General features: G+C 69.0%; 15 protein-coding genes and 1 tRNA gene. 12 read left to right on the top strand and 4 right to left on the bottom strand.

Going from position 1 to position 19,248, the window contains the following annotated elements:
* Positions 1-9 precede the first annotated feature (9 nt).
* The 4 genes from D0D15_RS06980 to D0D15_RS06965 are packed head-to-tail and all read left to right on the top strand — an operon-like array spanning position 10 to position 5,772.
* Positions 10-1,416 carry a pyridoxal phosphate-dependent decarboxylase family protein gene (locus D0D15_RS06980; RefSeq protein WP_115944316.1) on the top strand — a complete coding sequence of 469 codons (1,407 nt, stop codon included), beginning with the start codon at positions 10-12 and terminating at the stop codon, positions 1,414-1,416.
* Entirely contained in the window at positions 1,413-2,693 is a 1,281-nt protein-coding gene (locus D0D15_RS06975) for a lysine N(6)-hydroxylase/L-ornithine N(5)-oxygenase family protein (RefSeq protein ID WP_094007246.1), read from the top strand. Before D0D15_RS06980 ends, D0D15_RS06975 begins: the two co-directional genes overlap by 4 nt.
* 53 nt (positions 2,694-2,746) lie before the next feature.
* Positions 2,747-4,450 (top strand): IucA/IucC family protein, encoded by a 1,704-nt coding sequence (locus tag D0D15_RS06970; protein ID WP_425266777.1) that lies wholly within the window; start codon positions 2,747-2,749, stop codon positions 4,448-4,450.
* Positions 4,444-5,772, top strand: a complete 1,329-nt coding sequence (locus D0D15_RS06965) for a type I glutamate--ammonia ligase (RefSeq protein ID WP_115944317.1) — start codon at positions 4,444-4,446, stop codon at positions 5,770-5,772. The genes D0D15_RS06970 and D0D15_RS06965 overlap by 7 nt, the downstream gene beginning before the upstream one ends.
* On the opposite strand, the gene D0D15_RS06960 is transcribed toward D0D15_RS06965, so the two are convergent.
* Together D0D15_RS06960 and D0D15_RS06955 are read right to left on the bottom strand one after the other, a co-directional pair.
* The gene (locus D0D15_RS06960; protein WP_094007249.1) at positions 5,732-6,964 is read right to left on the bottom strand and encodes a glycosyltransferase family 87 protein; all 1,233 of its coding nucleotides are present in this window, start codon (positions 6,962-6,964) and stop codon (positions 5,732-5,734) included. The two genes, D0D15_RS06965 and D0D15_RS06960, sit on opposite strands and share 41 nt — an antisense overlap.
* Positions 6,965-7,432: 468 nt before the next feature.
* Positions 7,433-8,398, bottom strand: a complete 966-nt coding sequence (locus D0D15_RS06955) for a GlxA family transcriptional regulator (protein WP_094007250.1) — start codon at positions 8,396-8,398, stop codon at positions 7,433-7,435.
* 90 nt (positions 8,399-8,488) lie between these two features.
* Here D0D15_RS06955 and D0D15_RS06950 point away from each other — a divergent pair, with 90 nt between their 5' ends.
* Positions 8,489-9,181 carry a DJ-1/PfpI family protein gene (locus D0D15_RS06950; protein ID WP_094007324.1) on the top strand — a complete coding sequence of 231 codons (693 nt, stop codon included), beginning with the start codon at positions 8,489-8,491 and terminating at the stop codon, positions 9,179-9,181.
* A 152-nt stretch (positions 9,182-9,333) separates the two neighbouring features.
* A tRNA-Pro gene (locus D0D15_RS06945) sits at positions 9,334-9,407 on the top strand.
* Positions 9,408-9,822: 415 nt separating this feature from the next.
* Here the strand turns inward: D0D15_RS06945 and D0D15_RS36945 are convergent.
* Positions 9,823-10,110: a site-specific integrase gene (locus D0D15_RS36945; RefSeq protein ID WP_233157395.1), complete on the bottom strand. Its 288-nt coding sequence runs from the start codon at positions 10,108-10,110 to the stop codon at positions 9,823-9,825.
* Positions 10,100-10,366: a hypothetical protein gene (locus D0D15_RS36940; protein WP_143266222.1), complete on the bottom strand. Its 267-nt coding sequence runs from the start codon at positions 10,364-10,366 to the stop codon at positions 10,100-10,102. The genes D0D15_RS36945 and D0D15_RS36940 overlap by 11 nt, the downstream gene beginning before the upstream one ends.
* Positions 10,367-11,447: 1,081 nt before the next feature.
* Here D0D15_RS36940 and D0D15_RS06925 point away from each other — a divergent pair.
* The 6 genes from D0D15_RS06925 (at position 11,448) to D0D15_RS06900 (ending at position 19,225) form a co-directional block, all read left to right on the top strand.
* Positions 11,448-12,251 (top strand): hypothetical protein, encoded by an 804-nt coding sequence (locus tag D0D15_RS06925; protein ID WP_094007253.1) that lies wholly within the window; start codon positions 11,448-11,450, stop codon positions 12,249-12,251.
* Entirely contained in the window at positions 12,248-13,459 is a 1,212-nt protein-coding gene (locus D0D15_RS06920) for a helix-turn-helix domain-containing protein (protein WP_094007325.1), read from the top strand. The genes D0D15_RS06925 and D0D15_RS06920 overlap by 4 nt, the downstream gene beginning before the upstream one ends.
* An 89-nt stretch (positions 13,460-13,548) precedes the next feature.
* A complete protein-coding gene (locus D0D15_RS06915; protein WP_094007255.1) occupies positions 13,549-14,181 on the top strand; it encodes a hypothetical protein in 633 nt (210 codons plus the stop codon).
* 335 nt (positions 14,182-14,516) lie between these two features.
* A complete protein-coding gene (locus tag D0D15_RS35860) occupies positions 14,517-15,128 on the top strand; it encodes a hypothetical protein (protein ID WP_143266223.1) in 612 nt (203 codons plus the stop codon).
* 249 nt (positions 15,129-15,377) lie between these two features.
* Positions 15,378-17,330 (top strand): ATP-dependent nuclease, encoded by a 1,953-nt coding sequence (locus tag D0D15_RS06905; protein ID WP_094007258.1) that lies wholly within the window; start codon positions 15,378-15,380, stop codon positions 17,328-17,330.
* Positions 17,327-19,225 carry a UvrD-helicase domain-containing protein gene (locus tag D0D15_RS06900; protein ID WP_094007260.1) on the top strand — a complete coding sequence of 633 codons (1,899 nt, stop codon included), beginning with the start codon at positions 17,327-17,329 and terminating at the stop codon, positions 19,223-19,225. The genes D0D15_RS06905 and D0D15_RS06900 overlap by 4 nt, the downstream gene beginning before the upstream one ends.
* Positions 19,226-19,248 lie beyond the last annotated feature (23 nt).

Genomic DNA, 19,248 nt, shown 5'->3' with positions numbered 1-19,248 from the left:
GGCGAATCGATGCCGGAGGGCGCCGGGCTGGCCGGCGGCCGGGAGGGTCACCGGCGGCTGGCCGAGCTGATCCCGTTGGTCCTCGACGCGATGGGCGAGGGCGCGGCGGAGCGCGGGGGACCGGGCCCGGCGGGCGGACCCGCGGCCGTCGCGGCCGGGGTGGCGGCCCTGACCGGCGCGGAACCCCTGGCCGGGGCCACCGGCGTGGGCGCGGAGCAAGCGCTTACCGAGCTGTCCCGGCTGCTGGCCGCGGGCTCGGTCGACCCCGCCGACCCGGCGTGCGCGGCGCACCTGCACTGCCCGCCGCTCGCGGTCGCCGTCGCCGCCGACGTGGTGGCGAGCGCGCTCAACCCGTCGATGGACTCGTGGGACCAGGCGCCGGTCGCCAGCGAGATCGAACGCGAGCTGGTCACCCTGATCGCCCGGCTGTGCTACCCGGACGCGCCCGCGCCGGACGCCGTGGTCACCACCGGCGGCACCGAATCGAACCTGCTCGGGCTGCTGCTCGCGCGCGAGCCGGACCCGGCCGTGCGCCCGGTGTGCGGGCGCACCGCGCACCACAGCGTGGCCCGCGCCGCGTGGCTGCTCGGGCTGCCCGCGCCGGTTCCGGTGGACTGCGACGGCGAGCGCATGCGCCCGGCCGCGCTGGCGGAGACCCTGCGCGCCCTCGGCGGGCCCGCGGTCGTGGTCGCCACCGCGGGCACCACCGACACCGGCGAGATCGACCCGCTGCGCGAGGTCGCGGAGGTGTGCCGCCGCCACGGTGCCCGCCTGCACGTGGACGCCTCCTACGGCGGGCTCGCCCTGTGCAGCGCGCAGCTCGAGCCCCTGCTCGACGGGCTCGACCAGGCGGATTCGGTGGCGCTGGACGCCCACAAGTTCGGCTGGCAGCCGATCTCCGCGGGCCTGCTCGCGGTGCGCGACGCCGCGGATCTGTCGGCGTTGTCCGTGCGCGCCGAGTACCTCAACGCCGGTGACGACACCGAGGCCGGGCTGCCGGACCTGCTGGGCCGCTCGATCCGCACGTCCCGCCGTCCCGACGCGTTCCGGATGGCCGTCACCTTCCGCGCGCTGGGCATCGAGGGCGTGGGCGCGCTCGTGGAACACTGCTGCGCCACCGCCGCCGAGGTCGCCGAGATGATCGAGCGGCACCCCGCGCTGCGGCTGTGGGGCAGGCCGGCGCTGTCCACCGTGTTGTTCAAACCGGCCGACGCCGACGACGAACTGGTCGCCCGGGTGCGCCGCACGCTGCTGGAAGCCGGCACCGCGATCGTCGGCCGCGCCACCATGGCCGACGGCGTGTGGCTGAAGCTGACCCTGCTGCACCCGCGGGCGACCGCGGAGGACTACCGCCCGCTGCTGGACGCGCTGGCCGCGACCGCCGCCGCCCAGGCCGCCGAGGTGGTCCTGCGGTGACTCCGGTCGATCTGGCCGGGGTCGGGATCGGCCCGGCCAACCTGTCGCTGGCCGCGCTCGCCGAGCCGGTCGCGGACCTGACCGTCACGCTGTACGAGCGCAGCCCCGAGTTCCGCTGGCACCCCGGGCTGCTGCTCGACGACGTGACGCTGCAGGTGCCGTTCCTGGCCGACCTGGTCTCGCTGGCCGATCCGACCAGCGCACTGTCCTTTGTGAACTACCTGCACGCGAAGGACCGGCTCTTCCCGTTCTACTTCGCCGAGCGCTTCCACATCCCGCGCGCCGAGTACGACGACTACTGCCGCTGGGTGTCGCGGCGGCTGGGCAGCTGCCGGTTCGGCACCACCGTCACCGGGATCGAGTGGCGCGACGGGCTGTTCCGCCTGCGCGCGGCCGCCGGCGAGATCAGCGCGCGCAACGTGGTGCTCGGCATCGGCACCGAGCCGTGGGTGCCGGAACCGTTGCGGGCGCTCGCGGACGATCCGGACGTGCCGGTGATCCACTCCGCGGAGTACCTGTCCGAGCGGGAACGGCTGCTCGCACTGCCCGCGGTGACGGTCGTCGGCTCGGGCCAGTCCGGCGCGGAGGTGTTCCTGGACCTGCTGCGGCACCGCAAGCAGCCGGACGGCCTGCGGTGGGTGACGCGGACGGTGTCGTTCGCGCCGATGGAGTACTCCAAGCTCGGGCTGGAGCAGTTCACGCCGGACTACACGCGCTTCTTCCACCGGCTGCCCGAGGCCGAGCGCGACCGGCTGCTGCCCGCGCAATGGCAGCTCTACAAGGGCATCGACGCCGAGACCATCGCCGACATCCACGACGAGCTGTACCGCCGCACGATCGGCGGCGGCTGGCCCGGCGTCACGCTGACGCCCGGCGTGGAGGTCGTGTCGGCGCGGCGGGACGGCGAGCGGATCGCGCTGGGCCTGCGGCACCGGCAGGAGGGCAGCACGGCGACCTGGGTGACCGACGCGGTGGTCGCCGCCACCGGCTACCGCGAGCGGCCGATCGACGGGCTGCTCGGGCCGCTGGCGGACGCGGTGGCCCGGGACGGCAGCGGCCGACCGGTCGTCGAGCGCGACTACCGGCTGCGGCTCGCGCCGGAGATCGGCGGCGCGATCTTCGTGCAGAACGCCGAACGGCACACGCACGGCGTCGGCGCGCCGGATCTCGGGCTGGTGGCGTGGCGGGCCGCCTCGATCGTCAACGCGGTCTGCGGCCGCACGGTCTACCGGTTGCCGTCGCGCACGGCATTCACGCGGTTCGGGTTGGAGGAGTGAGCGTGGACTCAGCGCAGGCGTGGCGCGCGGCCGGCACGCTGATCGTGCACAAGATGCTCGGCGAACTGTCCTACGAGGGTCTGTTCGACCCGTCGCCGGCGGACGACGCGGAGCACCGGCTCTGGCGGCTGGCGTTGCCGGAGGTGACCTACGAGTTCCGGGCCCGGCGCGGTGCCTTCGAGTCGTGGACGGTGCAGCCGGGTTCCGCGTTGCGGGACGGCGAACCGGCCACCGACCCGCGCGTGCTGGTGGTGGACGCGCGCAAGGAGCTGGGCCTGTCCGGGCTGCGGCTCGCGGACGTGCTGGCCGAGCTGACCGCCACGGTCACCAACGAGGCCGCCCGCCTGCGCCGCGCCCCCAGCGCCGCGGAACTGTCCACGATGGACTACAACCTGGCCGACGGGCACCTCACCGGGCATCCGCGGCTGGTGCTGAACAAGGGCCGGGTCGGGTTCTCCGCCGGCGACCGCGCCCGGTACGCGCCGGAGGCCGGGGCCGACGTGCGGCTGCGGTGGTTCGCCGTGCACCGCGACCACGCGCGGTTCCGCTGCGTGGACTCGTTGTCGGCCGAGACGCTGCTGGCCGGGGAGGTCGTCGGCGACCAGCGCGCGGAGTTCGCCCGGCTCGCCGACCCCGCCGAGTACGTGTGGGTGCCGGTGCACCCGTGGCAGGCCGACGAGATCCTCGGCACCCTCTACGCCGGGGAACTCGCCACCGGGGTGGTGATCGAGCTGGGCGAGTCCCGGGACGCCTACCGTCCACACCAGACGGTGCGGACGCTGGCGAACGTGTCGCGGCCGGACCGGTACGACGTCAAGACCGCGGTGTCGGTGCGCAACACGCTCGTCTACCGCGGGCTGGCGGCCGGCGCGACGCTCGCCGGGCCGGCGGTGACGAGCTGGCTGAAGCGGGTCGGCGCGGCGGATCCGCTGCTCGCCGGCGAGTACCGGTTCGAGCTGCTCGGCGAGGTCGCGAGCGTGTCGGTCGAGCACCCGCTGTTCGGCGCCATCGAGGACCTGCCGTACCGGTTCCACGAAACACTCGGGGCGTTGTGGCGGGAACCGCTGGTGTCCCGGCTGGCCGAGGGGGAGCAGGCGATCTCGTTCGCCGCGCTGCCCTACCGCGATCGCTCGGGCGCGTCGGTGATCACGGGCCTGATCCAGCGGTCCGGCTGGGACGCCGAACGCTGGTGCGCCACGGTGTTCGACCTGCTGCTCACGCCGCTGCTGCAGTGGCTGCTGCGTTACGGCGTCGGGTTCTGCCCGCACGGCCAGAACCTGATCCTGATCGTCGACGAGCGCGGGCGGCCGCTGCGGGTGGCGATCAAGGACTTCGCGCAGGGCGTCGACCTCCTGGACGAGGACCTGGACTGCTACCGCCTGCTCGCGCCGGAGGCGGCCGGGGAGATGCTGCGCTGGCCGGCGCACCTGCTCGCGCAGTCGCTGTTCAGTTCGGTGTTCTCCGGTCAGCTGCGGTTCTGGGCGGAGATCCTGCTCGACGACCTGGCCTTCCCGCGGGCGCGGTTCTGGGAGCTGGTGCGCGAGGTCGTCGGCCGCTACCGGGCGGAGAACCCGGACGTCGCGCGGCGGTTCGACGCGTGCCTGCTGTTCGCGCCGGACGTCGAGCGGGTCACGCTGAACCGGGAACACCTGGCCGGGCAGGGGTTCGACAAGGTCGACCGCGACGACGAGTTCGACGTGCGGTGGGGGCGCGTGCCGAACCCGCTGCACGCCCCGGACCCGGCGGGGGCGTGGTGAGAGCGCCCCGCCCGGTCGGGCCGCGCACGCTCGCCGAGCGGGCCGCGGCCGCCCGGGGCCTGCGCGTGGCGCTGGCGCGCGGGGACGTGCCGCGGGTGCTGCTGCTGGTGCCCGATCCGCACGCCCGGTTCGCCGCGGTCGAGCTGTCCGGGCGGTTCGTGGCCGAGGAAGTGCTCTCCGGCGGTTACGGGGTCTGCACGTACGTGTTCGCCTGGGACGTGGAGCGGGAGGCGCTGCCGGCCGGGCCGGACAGCCCGCTCGCTCGCTACCTCGGCGGCTACGGGGACCTGCGGATGCGGCCCGATCCGGCGACGATGACCGCGCTGCCGGACGGGTTGTGCGGCATCGTGTGCGACGTCGAGTGGCCGGACGGCGAACCGGCGCGAGCGGCTCCGCGGCGGGCCCTGACCGAGCAGCTGATGGCGCTCGAATCGCTCGGGTACGTGCCGTCAGCGGGGTTGGAACACGAGGTCGTGTTCAGCGACGCGGACGGCCCGCTGAGCGCGCACGGCGTGGACTACGCGGTCGGCGGGACCGAGCGGATGCGGCCGGTGCTGCGTGATCTGCGGGTGGCGCTGGAGCGGTCCGGGCTGGGGGTGGAGTCCGCGCGTGCCGAGTGCCATCCCGGGCAGTACGAGATCGTGCTGCGGCACCGGGATGCGCTCGCCGCGTGTGACGACGCCTTGTTGCAGCAGATGATCGTGCGGTCGGTGGCCGCGGAGCACGGGGTGTCCGCGGCGTATCTGGCGGCGCCGGGGCCGGGGCAGGGGTGTTCGTGCCACGTGCACCTGTCGTTGTCTTCCGTCGCGGGGGAGCCCGCGTCGGGGAACGGGACCGCGCTGTCGCCGGTGATGGCGTCGTTCCTGGCCGGGGTGCTGCGGGACGCGGCGGCGCTGGCCCCGGTGTGGGCGCCGACCTGGAACAGCTACGTGCGGCTGCGGACAGCGCCGTTCTCGCCGCGGGAGCTGCGGTGGGGCGTGGACGACCGGACGGCGCCGGTGCGAGTGGCCGGGCGCGACGCGTCGCTGCGGCTGGAGTTCCGGTTCGCCGGCGCCGACGCGCAGCCGCACCTGGTGCTCGCGGCGCTGCTGGCGGCGGGCCGGGCCGGCATCGAGGAGGGGGTTCCGCTGCCGCCGGCGGGGGAGGTCGTGGGTGCGTCGCCGGGCACGCCGTGGGAGGCGTTGTCCGGGCTGGACCGGGTGGCGAAGCTGCTCGGTGACGAGGTCGCGGCTCAGCAGGAGGCGCTGCTGCGGGCCGAGCTGGAGGCGGGCTGCTCCGCGGTCACCGACTGGCAGCGCCGGCGGGGCGCCTTGCGGGCGTGACCGGCGTCAGCTCGCGATCCTTCTGACGGGGGATCGCGAAGGCCAGCAACAGGGCGACGCCGACCAGGACGTAGGTGGCGGCGGAGAGCTGCTCGGGGAACGTCCAGTCGCGGTGCACGACCGGGAAGTCGGTCTCCGGCAGGGTGTGGAACGGCGCCCAGACGAAGAACACCGCGGTCAGCGCGCCCCAGCCGAGCCACGCGGTGGCCAGCCACGAGCGGTCCTCGGCGCGGCGGACCGTGAGCCCGAGCATGACGACGAGCGCCGGCACCACCCACACGTAGTAGTGCGACCACGAGGTGGGGGAGACGAGCAGGGCGAGGCCGGCGCAGGCCATCAACGCGAGGGCCGGTTCGGCGCGGCGCATCGCGTTCGCGACCAGCGCCAGCAGGCCGAGCACCAGGACGAGCCACACGGCCTTCTCGGCCGCGCCGGTCAGCCCGGTGCGCACGACGACGGCCTCGATGGCCTGGTTGGTGGCGAACGCGGTGCCGCTGACGCCGCCGCCGCTCAGGCCGCCCTGGAACCAGTAGTGGATCGAGCCGCCGAAGTCCGCGACGAACCCGATGACGGAGGCCACGGCGAACGTGATCGCCGAGGTGATCGCCGACCGGTAGTCGCGGCGGATGAGGAAGAACAACACGAACGCGGCCGGGGTGAGCTTGAGGGCCGCGGCCAGGCCGATGCCGAAGCCACGCGGCCAGATCGTGCGCCCGGCCAGGCAGTCGACCGTCACCAGGGCCATCATGATGATGCTGACCTGCCCGAAGCCGAACGTCTGGCTGACCGGTTCGAGGAAGACGGTGAGCGGAAGCACCACCGACGCGACGGCGACCCCGCCGTCGCGCCCGAGCTGCGGCCGGACGGCGCGCGCGACCAGGTAGACGGTGACGAACATGCTGAGGCCGTTGAGGACGTACAGCGTGACGACGGAGGCGTCCCACGGCAGCATCGCCAGGGGTGACAGCAGCAACGCGGCGAACGGCGGGTACACGAACGGCAGCTGCGCGCCGTTGGCGACCTCCGGCAGCGCGCCGTACATGTCCCGGCCGTCCCACCAGGCCTGCACGCCGTGGCGGTAGACCTCGAGGTCGATCTGGGGGCGGGTGGGCAGGTAGTGCATCATCCCCTGCACCGCGAAGAAGAGCCAGACCGCACACGGCACCGGGACCAGCCACAGGTATTTGCGCATCGAGCCCTACTGTAGATATTCGATAACGACAGGTCGCGGCGTGGTACCGCTCCGCGCGCGGGTTCCACCGGCTCGTCCGGGGTTCGCCTCGGTGGTCGTGCGGCGGGCGGCCCGGCCCGCTGCTCCTGACGGTGCAGGCTCGGGGGGCCTGTCCGGTTCGCGCGGGTTCCCGGTCTCGTTCGACGGTCCGGTCCGGGGGTCGCTTCGGTGGTTGCGCGCGCCGGGTCGTGCGGCCGGGCGTTCGGCCCGCTGCTCAGGTCGTGCAGGTTGGGGCGTCCTGTCCGGTCCGCGCGTGTCCCCGGCGCCGTCCAGGCGGGCGCTCGCCTCGGTGGTCGTGCGTGCCGAGGGCACGCCCTGGGACGTTCAGCCCGCCCCGCTGCTCGCGCCGTGCAGGGTTCGGCGTCCTGTCCGGTTCGCGCGGGTACCCCGCCTTTTGGCGGTCGTGCGGCGGGCGGCGCGGCCCGCTGCTCAGGCGATGCAGGCCCGCCGGTGCAGGCGCCGATACGCCGACGGCGGGGTGCCGCACAACTCGACGAACGCCTGGCGGAGCGTCTCCGCCGAGGTGAACCCGCACCGCCGGGCCACGGCGGTCAACGGCAGGTCCGTAGTGGCGAGCAGCTGGGAGGCGGCCTCGGTGCGGGCCCGTCTGACGAACCGGCCCGGCGGTACCCCGGCGTGTTCCCGGAACAGCCTCGTCAGCTGCCGCTCGCTCAGCCCCGCCCGCTCCGCCAGCGCCCGGGTCGACAAATCGCCGCCGGGGTGGCCGGTGATGTACGCCGCCAGGTCGGCCACCTGGCGGTGCTCGGGCGGCGGCGCGGCGAGGAACATGCTCACCTGCGCCTGGTTGCCCGGCCGCTGCAGGTACGTGACCAGCGCGCGGGCCACCTCGCGCGCCAGGCTCGGCCCGTGGTCGGCCTCGACGAACGACAGCGTCAGGTCCAGCCCGCTCGTCACGCCCGCGGCCGTGTGCACGTTGCCGTCCTGGACGAACAGCGGCGCCGGGTCGATGGTGATCTCCGGGTACTGCCGGGCCAGCTTCGCCGCCCACATCCAGTGCGTCGTCGCCCGCCGGCCGTTGAGCAGCCCCGCCGCGGCGAGCACGGACGTCCCCGTGCAGACCGATGCGACCCGCCTGGCCGTCGCCGCCACCCGGCGGACGTGGGTGGTCAGCCTGACGTCCGCCGCGGCTCTCGCGTGGCCCGTCCCGCCCGCGACGATCAGCGTGTCGACCGGGCCGCGGAGCCGGTCGAGCCGGTCCTGCGCGGCGAGGGTGAGCGCGTTCTGGCAGCGGATCGGCCGGCCGTCGAGGCTGACCAGGGTGACCTCGTACGCCGGGGTGGCGCCGTACCGGTTGGCGGCGTCGAGGACGTCCGCCGGGCAGGCGATGTCCAGCAGGGCGGACTCCTCGTACCCGACGATCACCATCCGGCGCATGGCGTCAGCGTAGCCGTCCGTCCGACGACGATCCCAGGTTTTCGGACATCCCGTGCCCGGGCAGCCGTGGTGCCCGCCAGGCTGCGGTGCATGAAGACGATCGCTTTCGTGCTGTATCCCGGGCTCACGCCCCTTGATCTGATCGGCCCGCTGCAGGTCCTGGCGTCGCTGCGGCACGCGGACCCGTCCTTCGAGGCCACGGTGGTCGCGGAGAGCCTGGACCCGCTGCACTCGGACATCCCCCTGTCGCTGACGGCGGAGCGCACCTTCGACGACGTGCCCGCGCCGTACGCCCTGGTGGTGCCCGGCGGCCAGGCCGGCACACTGCGGGCCCTGACGAACGAGCGGTTGCTGGACTACGTGCGCTCGGCGGCCGCGCGGGCGGAGGTGACGGCCTCGGTCTGCACCGGTTCGCTGATCCTGGGCGCGGCGGGCCTGCTGGAGGGCCGGGAGGCCACCACGCACTGGTCTTTCCTGGAGGCGCTGCGCGCGTTCGGCGCGGTGCCGGTGAGCCGCCGGTGGGTCGACGAGGGCAAGATCCTGACGGCGGCGGGCGTGGCCGCGGGGATCGACATGGCCCTGCACCTGGCGGCTAGGTTCACCAGCGAGGACGTCGCGAAGTTCCTCCAGTTCGGCATCGAATACGACCCGGAGCCACCCTTCGGCGGCCTCGACTGGTCGGCCACGCCCAGGGAGCTGTTCACCACCATGGCGACAGCGTCGATCCGGGAGGAGCTGTCCGGCGCACCGGAGCTGGCGGCGCGGCTGGCCGCGCACCTGTGAGCGGTGGCCCGCTGGTGGGGTGGCGGCGCACCTGTGCGGGGTGGGGCCGGCCCCATCCGCCCAGGCCAGCGACTTGAAGGCACCCCGCTACCGGGCTGTGTGCGGTCCGTAATAAGCTATCCCCGTCGCCGAGCCTCACGGCAGGCGACGGCCGGGCTGTGGCGCAGTTTGGTAGCGCACTTGACTGGGGGTCAAGGGGTCGCAGGTTCAAATCCTGTCAGCCCGACGGTCTGATGGAGCCCGCTGGCTCTGGGTGGAAGCCCAGGTCAGCGGGCTTTTCGTGTTTCCTTCACGTTCGCTCAGCCTGGTCGATTTCAAGATCAACTGGAGTGTGCAGGAGCGATTCTGGAGTGGATCATGCTTCCGACGGCAAATGAAGTCGCCTAACCGCTCCTGCTCGGCCGCACTTTGACCAACTGACCTGAACCTGCTCGAACCGCCCGAAACCCGATCCGGGGTCGTGCCGGTTGCGGCGGGATCGGCGTCGTTGCGCCCGGCTGACGGCCGCGCTGGACGGTTGGGACCGGTTGGCGGTGGTTCGGGTGCGATCCGATCGTTTGGCGGCGCCAACGGCGCTCGACGAGATCCGGATATGACGGTGGCCCGCTGCCGGCCGGCAGCGGGCCACGTGTTGGAGCGTGTCAGGCGGCGAGGAGAAGTGGTCGCGTGATCGTCGGCCCGTGCTGTTCATGCACGGTGGCGACGGCGTCGTGCCAGCGGCGTTCGAGGCTGTCCAGCAGGCGGGTCTCGACTTCGGCGGCGACGTGGGAGTAGACGTCGCGGATCTCGTCGGGAATCCGGTGCCCCAGTCGCCGCGACTGTGCGACCTCGGGGATGCCGTCGGCGATCATCCAGGTTTTGTGGCTGTGCCGGAGGTCGTGGAAGCGCAGTCCGGTCAGGATCGGCTGCACCCGCACCTCAGGCCGCACCCGGTGTGCGATACTGCGCCAGCGTCGCGGGCGCGACGTCGATGGCGTCGAACCAGGTCACGATCCACTCCGCGAGTAGCAGCTTCCCGGCCTCCGGATCGAGGAACGTGCCCCGCCGCTTGTCGGCATCGATCTCGGCGGCCTTGTCCTGCGCCTCCTTCTTCGTCCGAAATCCGGACAACGACCCATGCGTCCCGTCGTCCCGCCAATAACGAACCCTCCACGAGTCTTTTCCGCTTTTCTCGACGAAAGCCATGACGAATCACCCCTCAATGTTTTGGGTGGATGAATTGACGGGCATATGGACGCTCGATGTCCGTCAATAAAGCAAGCCGCCATTGAAGGTTCTTTGAGGTCAGGAGCTCCTTCGCGGCTTCTGGGCACTCATTTCGGCGATGGTCTCCAGGTCCCCGCGAGCGAACCGCAGATGCTTGCCCACAAATCGACACGGCACCGCGCGTGCCGCAGCTTTCCGCCGCAACCACGACGGCCGCAACTGCAAGATCACCGCCGCCTGCTCCGCAGTGAACAGCATCGGCACCGTCGACTCGGACGGCTGAGCCGCTGGCGAAGCGCCGGAACTCTGCCCACCACGAGACAGCGCTCGATCGCCGCTCCGAGGTGCGGTAGTCGGACGGGTAAGCCGAGAATGCGACCCTGCCCGAGAAAAACTGCTCATCGGCGTCAACCTCCTTGGTGGCGACCGCGCCAGGTCGAGCGGTCGACCTGCCCCTAACTCCGGCGAATGGACCCGAAAGGGACAGGGGTGACCGGAAGGAGGCGAGGGAATTTGCTTTGTCGCAAGGCGCGCAGCTGCAGGTGCGTGGGTCCGCGGGGTGCATTGTTGTGCTCTACTGCTCGCGGAGGGCCACGTGCGGGGATCGCCCCTCTGCGTCAATTTCCCCGCAGGGAGCCAAATCGCTTCCTGCGGGGCCGCTTCTCCAGGATGAGCGATTCTCTCGGCGCCGATAAGCCCCGAAACGAGTGTGGGGAAGTGTGCCCCCGGCGGCTCCACCCAGATGCACACGGGTTCCTACCCGGCTAACGTGCGCGGCACCGCTGGATCGCGGTCGGTGGCACTGGGGGAGCGGCCGCTTGTTCTCGAGGCGCGGGTGCCACTGGTGATGGAGCGTCGGAAGCGCCCGAAGGAGGCAATACCGTCAGAGGTAAGACTTCGACCGGCCGGGCTTCTGCTTGGTCTTCGCCCAGACGCGGTCGCGCCCGATACGTCAGCTCCGACCGCAGCCGCCGGATCGTAGTGTGCTTGATGGCTCGAAACACGCCGATTTGGTTGAGTTTCGCGCAGTGATTACTGGTCATGCTGTAAGTTCAGTGCCGTGAGCGAACAGCATGATGTGATCGCGGAGCTCGGCGAGGCCGGGGTTCTCGCCGGCCTGCGCTGGGCGTACCTCTCGGCCACCACCCGTGCGCTGGAGACTTATGTCGAAAGCGATGGCCACGACGCCGCGTGGCTCGGCAACACCAGGTTCACCCTGTTCCGCGACCGGCTGGACCGCGTCTTCGCGTGCGAGCGGTACGCCGTGAGCTCGGAGAACGCCGACGCCGACCTCGACCTGCTGTACGCCGAGCTGTCCGACCGGGACATCGACACCCTGCCGCGGCTCGATCCCGCGTTGGTTCGCCGGTCCAACCTCAACGGTAGTCCCGGCTGGGCGCACGAGGGCCGTCGGTTCTTGCTCGCCTCGTGCGCGTTCGGCAAGCTCGACCAGCTGCCCTGGCCGCAGAAAAGCGCAACGAAGCAGCGGGTGGCGCAGCAGCGTAACCCGGAGCCGCCGCAGCCCTCGCTGTTCGAAGCGTTCACTGAGGAGGAGATCGGCGGACTGGAGGTCGCGCTGACCGCCGAGCGACAGCTCGACATGACGACCTTCGTGGTCGCGCACAGCCTCGACCCGCTCAGTCAGCAGATGGAGCTGGTGTTCGGCCGCGCGCGCCTCAATTCCGGCGGCAGCGAGGCCTGGCACTGGCGGCAGGACCTCCTCGGCACTCCGCCGGGACATGGCGGACGTCGAACCAACGACACGCCGCTGCCTACTGGGCCGAACACAGTGCCGGACGCGCCCGTCCGCCTACGCCGGCAGGCAGAAGAACAGCGTCGCGACCGTGCTAGTGGTGAGTGGTGAGCGCTCGAACCACTACTACCGACCGGGTAGCCGACGTTGCCGCCCTGTTCGACGGAGCTCGCCTCACGCTGGCCCGCCATCTGGCAGGACTGCGCAAGAGTGAGCTGGCGACCCTGGTTGACAAAAGCCCCACCGCCGTGGCGGCATGGGAGTCCGGAGCCAAGCGGCCCACGGCCGCCACCGTCGCGCAGCTCGCGCTGAGCTTGTCCGTCGAGCCCGGGTTCTTCGCAATCCGCCCAGAAGACGTCGCCGCCCTCAGTACCACCCCACACTTCCGCTCACTGCGCTCCACCAGCCAACTTGCCCGTGATCAGGCATTCGCCTACGGGCAACTGGCCGTGGACATCGCCACTAGTCTGGAGAAGCACGTTGAGTTCCCGGAACCCGACGTACCGAGCCTGCCGGTGGCAGTCGACGACCACGATGGCGACGGCCCGGAGCGTGCCGCACAGCTTGTGAGGGAGCAGTGGGGTATTGAGGCCGGACCAGTCGGCCACCTCGTCCGTATGCTCGAGAACCACGGCGTGCTGGTGGTGTTCAGCCCCGAGCAGGCCGCTTCAGTGGACGCCTACTCGTTCGACAGCCGACTGCGCCCGGTCGTGATCCTGAACCCAATCAAGCGCGACTACTACCGCCAGCGCTTCGACGTCGCCCACGAGCTGGGCCACCTGATCATGCACAGCGACGCAGAGCCGGGCGGCCGCATCGTCGAAGACCAGGCCCACCGCTTCGCGGCCGAGCTCCTGATGCCCACCGACCAGATCCGCGATCTGCTCCCGACGACCATGGGCGGCAACGTCTGGCGAACTCTCGCTCGCCTGAAGGAACAGTGGGGCGTAAGCATCCAGGCCCTGCTGTACCGCGCTCGCAGGCTCGGACGGCTCAGCGACGTCTCCTACCGCAACGCCATGACTACCATCTCCGCACGGGGCTGGCGGCGCAACGAACCCGGTCTGGTGGACGCTATCGAGCAGCCATCGCTCCTCCCACGCGCAGTCGACTTGCTGATGCAGGAAGGCATCGACGAGGCGCAGCTAATCGCACAATGCCGCGTGCCGGCCGACCTGTTCCGTACCGTCACTTCACGTACCCCCGTCGGCGACTCACCGCCGGTATCCCCCGGGCCGAACACGAACCCGCGCTCAGGTGGTCGCGTGGTGTCGCTGCTGCAACGGCGCGAAGCGGAGGCGCAAGGGGAGCGGCGATGAGCCGTGGGAAGCGAGATTGAAGGCCTACGCGGCGACACACCGGGTGCAGAGATCGTGCGTAGAGCCGCTTCGACAGGTAGGAGCGATTGATGATTGACAGCAGGGATGCGCGGATTGGCGGCTTCCAGTTCCTGGACTTCGTCCAGGCCGGCCCGCGCCGCTCGGCGAAGACGGTTGCCGAGCAGCGGGAGCTGTATCTGAACCCGCAAGGCCCTGCGTGGGCGTACTACGGCCCGCTCCACACCGGCTTCCGGCAAGCAATCAACTCCCCGGATCCTCGGAGTAAACTCGACAGCGTGGTCGACCGTGCGACGGCGACCGATAAGGCCCGCGGCGCATCCTTCGGCGAGGCGAGGGACGGCTTCCTCCGGCTTCTGCCAGCGGGTTCCACCGGAGTCCGAGTCAAAGAGGCCCGCTGGCAGGACGGAAACCTGACCGTCGAATTGCGCAGCATGCTCGGCCTGCGGCTGCGGAACGGGCAGCTGCTCTACGTGGCGCCCTACGTCAAGAAACCAAAACTGACGCAAGACAACGCCGATGTCCTGTTGTACCTGATGGAGCAAACAGTCGGAAAGGCACTGTCCGGGGCGACTCCGGTGATGTGGGATGTCCGGCGGGGTACGGAATTCAAGCTGCGCCGGAATACCAACCGACAGTCACTGGGCTGCCATGTCCGAGGGCAGGCCGCAGCATATATGGTGGCCTGGAATCAGGCGGCGTAGGGCTGACCAAGAGCTGAACGCTATCTCGGCCACCACTTGGATGGCCTCACCTGACTGGCCGGTTTAGTGCCACGGAAGTTCTACAGGTTAGGGCCATCGAGTCTTCCAGGTCATACGCAAAGTGAAGCCCACCCCGGCTCAAAATCGCAACCTAGGACGACTCGAGGTAGGACCATGCGACCCTTACCGCTCAGACGAGCAGCGCCTTGTCGGCAATGTGGCCCGCAGTGATCGCCTTGAGGAGTGACTGCCTGTCACGTACACCACAAGGGGAGTCAATGTAACGCGCAGGCGTCGTTGATCGAAAGGCAGACGTGCAGGTTACATCAGAAGGCGTGACGTGGACGGACGTCCTCAGCTCGGTATCGGCAGGAGTGTCCGCGCTCTTCGCAATAGCGGCACTCATCGTCGCAGCCGTTGCTGCGCGTGCTGCCTGGAGAACGAACGCCACACAGACGACGCAACTTGCACGCCTGGAAGAAGCTCAAGAATCACAACTGGCGTCGAACTTTGGCGTGTGGTTGAGCAGGGCTCCGAACGGGGTCCCCGGTGATCGGGTGTTGATGTACCACAACTCGGGAGCTCAACCCGTGTACGAGGTGCAGTTGCACATCACGATCGAGGGAAAACACATGGAGTTGATGCCGTTGGGCGACCTTGGGCCGACGACTGAGCCAGTCGAGTTGCAGGACGCGAGCCGTTGGCTGGGTGATGGGATCTCGGCGTGGGTGAGGCACCAGCAGGGCAAGATCACTACACCGCGAGACAAGAGCCAGATTGCGAAGGCGTGGAACGAAGCGGCTTCGTCGGTGAAGGTCGTGGCCACCTTGTTCACCGACGCGAACGGTGTGGAGTGGGTCCGGACCCGGGCGGGCAGATTGGTGAGAAGGCCTACGACCGAATATTTGCTGACATTGATTTCCGCACCCTCGGAAAGCCCGAACTAGCCTCATTTACGCCTGCTGCGCTTTCAAGGCGGCAGGCGCCGGTAGCGGATCTCCGTCGGGCGCGGGTTCGACGGGGTTACGACGTGAAACCTAGGCTCTCGGGGCTTGGTGGACAGGTCATGACACCCGAGCTCGACCGTTCAAGGGGAGACCTGTAGCACGCCGGGTGCAAGTTGCGATACAGAGAGCGAGCACTGGCCCGCGCGGGACGGGCCATGGGTGTGCCAATTCGAGCCGAAGGAGCCGCTAATGTTCCTCGAGCGCCTGACCCTGACCAATTTCCAGTGCTTCGGGCCCGTGGCGACTACGGTCCGTTTCGACCGGCAGTTGACCGCGATGCTCGGGGCGAACGCGGCGGGGAAGACTGCTGCCTGTCAGGCGCTCCTGCGGCTGTTTAGCGTCGTCGGGGATCAGCGGAGGATCCGTGTCGAAGATTTTCATGTTCCGAACGACGAGGACGAAGCGCCTGCGACTCGATCGTTGATGATCGAAGCTGTTTTTGCGTTTCCCGAACTCGATGATGACACCGACGCCGCAGTGGCCTCATCCAGCGTGCCCGAGTTCTTCCGGCAAATGACCGCCGACGACGACGGACAGCTGAAGCTTCGGATCGTCTTAGAAGCGTCCTGGTCAGCGGACGGCTCTGTTGTAGGCACCATTGACGAAAGCTGCCGTGTCGTCCACACCTTTGATGAGGACTATGGCGCTCAATGGGTTGAGTTCCGGACCCCCGACCGCAACCGAATTCAGATGGTGTACGTGCCCGCGAACAGAGACGGTGCGCGGCAGGTCGCCGCGTTCCTGCGTGGTCGCGTCTGGCGCGCCAGCCAGTGGTCCGACCCGTTCCGAGAACATGTAAGTAGCGCGGCCGCGGATCTCTCCGAGAAGTTCAAGGACGAAGCGGTCGTCGATACCGTGACCCGGGCGATCGCTGCGCGCTGGCAGGCGCTCCACCATCTGGTGTCGGAGCGGACACCGATGTTCGAGCCGATCAGCAGGGACGTCAGCGTGTTGGTCACCAACGCTGAGATGCTCTTCGAGCTATCCCCCACCGGTAGAACTCGATCTGCCCAGGAACTCAGCGACGGCCAGCGGTCCCTCCTTCATATCGCCCTGACTGCGGCAACCTTGGACCTCGAAGGAGCTATCGCGGCGGGCGAGCACGAGGACAAGTTCGACATCACCCAGACGGCTCTGCCGTCTTTGACTCTCCTGGCTATAGAGGAGCCGGAGAACAACCTTGCGCCGTTCTTCCTCTCCCGCGTCGTTGAGCAACTGCTCGACGTGACAGTATCCGGCCGGGCGCAGGCAATCATCTCCAGCCACTCGGCCAGTGTCATGTCTCGTATCCCGACCGAGAAGGTCCGGCACTTCCGCCTCGACGAGGCCACCAGGACAACTCGCGTGTGCGAGATCGTTCTGCCCGACGACACCACTGAGGCGGGTAAGTACGTCCGGGAGGCTGTGCGAGCCTACCCCGAGTTGTACTTCGCCCGCTTCGTTGTCCTCGGCGAAGGCGACTCCGAACAGGTTGTCCTTCCGAAGCTGGCGGAAGCGCGGGGCCTGTACATCGACCAGTCGTTCGTCGCGATAGTCCCTCTCGGTGGCCGGCACACCAATCACTTCTGGCGGCTTCTCAGCCAGCTCGGCATCCCCTACGCCACGCTTCTCGACCTCGATTGGGGTCGCGCCGGCGGAGGAGAAGGACGCATCCGCGACGCCTGCACCCAACTGCTGGCCGTCGATATCAACCCGTTCGACGGGTGCGAGGCGATCGACAGCTTCAGCTCGACCGCCGACATTGCCGACCTCACCGTCGACCAGTTGAAGGCCTGGCTCAACCATCTGGAGAAGTGGAACATCTACTTCTCCACTCCGCTTGACCTAGACATGCTGCTTTTAGCGCAGTTCAAGTCGGCCTATACTGACCACCTGGACGAGGGGCAGCGAGGGCCGAGCGACCAGGGCGACCCGCGTGATGCCGTTCTCGGTGATCCCGGGGTTCGACCCGACGTGGCCCATTGGACACGGGAGCAGATGACCGACGACTTACGCTGGTACCGATATCTGTTTCTCACGCACTCCAAGCCAAGTACTCACCTACGTGCCCTGTCCTACGTTGGCTCGGGCGATCTAGCCAACGTCAAGGGACGGCTCGCGCGACTTCTGGACCGGGTCGGGCAGGCGGTGACCCCAAAATGAGGGCTGACCCCGCTGATTGGCGTCCACTGGGTATCGACAACCTAGAACCCGCGGCATGGGATGCGCTGCGCGCTGGCACGGCCTCGGTCACTGCCGGACCGGGCGCGGGGAAGTCGGAGTTCCTCGCGCAGCGTGCTTGCTACCTGTATGAGACCGGCCTGTGCCGTTCCCCGCAACAGATTCTCGCGATCTCGTTCAAACGCGACGCAGCTGCTAATCTTCGCGAGCGCATGCGGACCCGACTGCCGGGACACGCCGACCGTTTCACCGCGATGACGTTCGACGCGTTCACCAAGTCCATCGTCGACCGGTTCAAAGATCTCTTGCCACTCGCCTGGGCGGTGCGCCGCAATTACCGGATCGGCTTTGCTAGCCGGGTAGAGGTCCGTGACTTCCTCGAGAACGTCGCTGCCGCCGCGCCCGAGGAGTTTCGCAGCGGAGTCTACGGCATCCGGCAGGACGAGTTCATCTCCAACGTTGTCGGCCTCTACGAGCTGGAGCCTGAACCGCGGGAACCCGCGACTGCAGGGGCTTACGCAGCCCAGCAGTGGTGGAACCAAAAGTATCGGGCCCGGGATGTCCCTACAGTCGACTTCATCATGCTGAACAGACTGGCCGAACTGATCGTCCGATCGAGTGGTCAACTACGGCGGGCCATCACCGCGACTTATCCCTTCGTGTTCGTCGACGAGTTTCAGGACACCACCTACGCCCAATACTCGTTCCTCAGGTCAGTGTTTGCGGGGGGAGGGACGACCGTCACGGTTGTAGGCGACCGGAAGCAGCGGATCATGGGCTGGGCCGGCGCCCTTCCCGACGCGTTCTCCCAGTTCGAGTACGACTTCGACGCGGCACCGTTCGAGCTCACCTGGAACTTCCGCTCGACCCGGGAGCTTGTCGAGCTGCAGCATCACTTCGCGACGCGACTCCACGCTCACACGCAGCGGCAGCTGTCACAGGTCGTCGACAAGGTCGGAGAATCTCCGGTACAGATCTGGTCGTTCTCTGATACCAGGCTCGAGGCCGAGTCGATAGCAGCATGGATCGCCGCCGACATCGAGCAGTCCGGGCGCCCACCAGCTGATTACGCGATGATCGCGCGACAGCGGGTAGCTGATCTCGAACCGGAACTCGCCCGGGCGCTCGCAGCTCAAGGACTCAAGCTCCGCAACGACGACGCCCAGGTCGGCGATCTGCGACTCCAGGATCTACTCAAGGATGACCTCGCGCGACTGCTCATCGGTCTAGTCCGCCTCGGTGCAACTCGCGCAGGTCAGCCTCAAACGTGGCGGGAGGTTACTGCCGCGCTCAGTCAATTAGCGCCCAGCGACAGGAACCGGGAAGTAGGGTCCAATGTCGACGACATGCTCTCGTGCTTTCTAGCCGAGCTACGTAGCTGGTTTGCCGCTACGCCACTGGGGGAAGCGACTGTGGGGAAGGCGGGCGGCCTCGCCGACGTCCTCGTCGACAAGGTCGCTAGATTCCTGAACTACGAGAACATCGCGCAGATGCGTATTCTGGCTGATAGGCCGGAGGATCTCGCGGTGACGCTCGAGGCTTTCAAAATCCGGCTCGTCGATGTTCTCAGACGAGTCAACTCCTGGGACAAGCTGGCCGGTGCGTTCACGGACGATGAAGCCGTGCCTCTACTGACCATCCACCGCAGCAAGGGGCTGGAGTACCACACGGTCTTTTTCATCGGACTGGATGGCGATCAGTGGTGGGCCCATGCCCGTGACACGGTCGAATCCACGATGACGTTCTTCGTCGGTGTGTCCCGCGCGTCTGAACGCCTCATTTTCACTCAGTGCGACCAACGCGGCTCCTCGGACCGGATCGCCGACTTGTACGAGGTGTTGCACGAGGCCGAAGTTCCCATTGTGCGAATGGGTTGAGATTCCGCGACAGTGAGCCGTTT

Origin of the sequence: Amycolatopsis thermalba (genome assembly GCF_003385215.1) — a bacterium.
Classification (GTDB): Bacteria; Actinomycetota; Actinomycetes; order Mycobacteriales; family Pseudonocardiaceae; genus Amycolatopsis_E; species Amycolatopsis_E thermalba.
Note: the sequence above shows the minus strand (reverse complement) of the source record. Positions and strands in the feature narration are given on the sequence as shown.

What these genes read in the sequence shown, in the direction of transcription:
- D0D15_RS06980 (WP_115944316.1), top strand. Translation starts at nt 10, where the DNA reads ATGCCGGAGGGCGCCGGGCTGGCCGGCGGCCGGGAGGGTCACCGGCGG.
- D0D15_RS06970 (WP_425266777.1), top strand. Translation starts at nt 2,747, where the DNA reads ATGCTCGGCGAACTGTCCTACGAGGGTCTGTTCGACCCGTCGCCGGCG.
- D0D15_RS06960 (WP_094007249.1), bottom strand. Translation starts at nt 6,964, where the DNA reads ATGCGCAAATACCTGTGGCTGGTCCCGGTGCCGTGTGCGGTCTGGCTC.
- D0D15_RS06955 (WP_094007250.1), bottom strand. Translation starts at nt 8,398, where the DNA reads ATGCGCCGGATGGTGATCGTCGGGTACGAGGAGTCCGCCCTGCTGGAC.
- D0D15_RS06950 (WP_094007324.1), top strand. Translation starts at nt 8,489, where the DNA reads ATGAAGACGATCGCTTTCGTGCTGTATCCCGGGCTCACGCCCCTTGAT.
- D0D15_RS36940 (WP_143266222.1), bottom strand. Translation starts at nt 10,366, where the DNA reads ATGGCTTTCGTCGAGAAAAGCGGAAAAGACTCGTGGAGGGTTCGTTAT.
- D0D15_RS06915 (WP_094007255.1), top strand. Translation starts at nt 13,549, where the DNA reads ATGATTGACAGCAGGGATGCGCGGATTGGCGGCTTCCAGTTCCTGGAC.
- D0D15_RS06905 (WP_094007258.1), top strand. Translation starts at nt 15,378, where the DNA reads ATGTTCCTCGAGCGCCTGACCCTGACCAATTTCCAGTGCTTCGGGCCC.
- D0D15_RS06900 (WP_094007260.1), top strand. Translation starts at nt 17,327, where the DNA reads ATGAGGGCTGACCCCGCTGATTGGCGTCCACTGGGTATCGACAACCTA.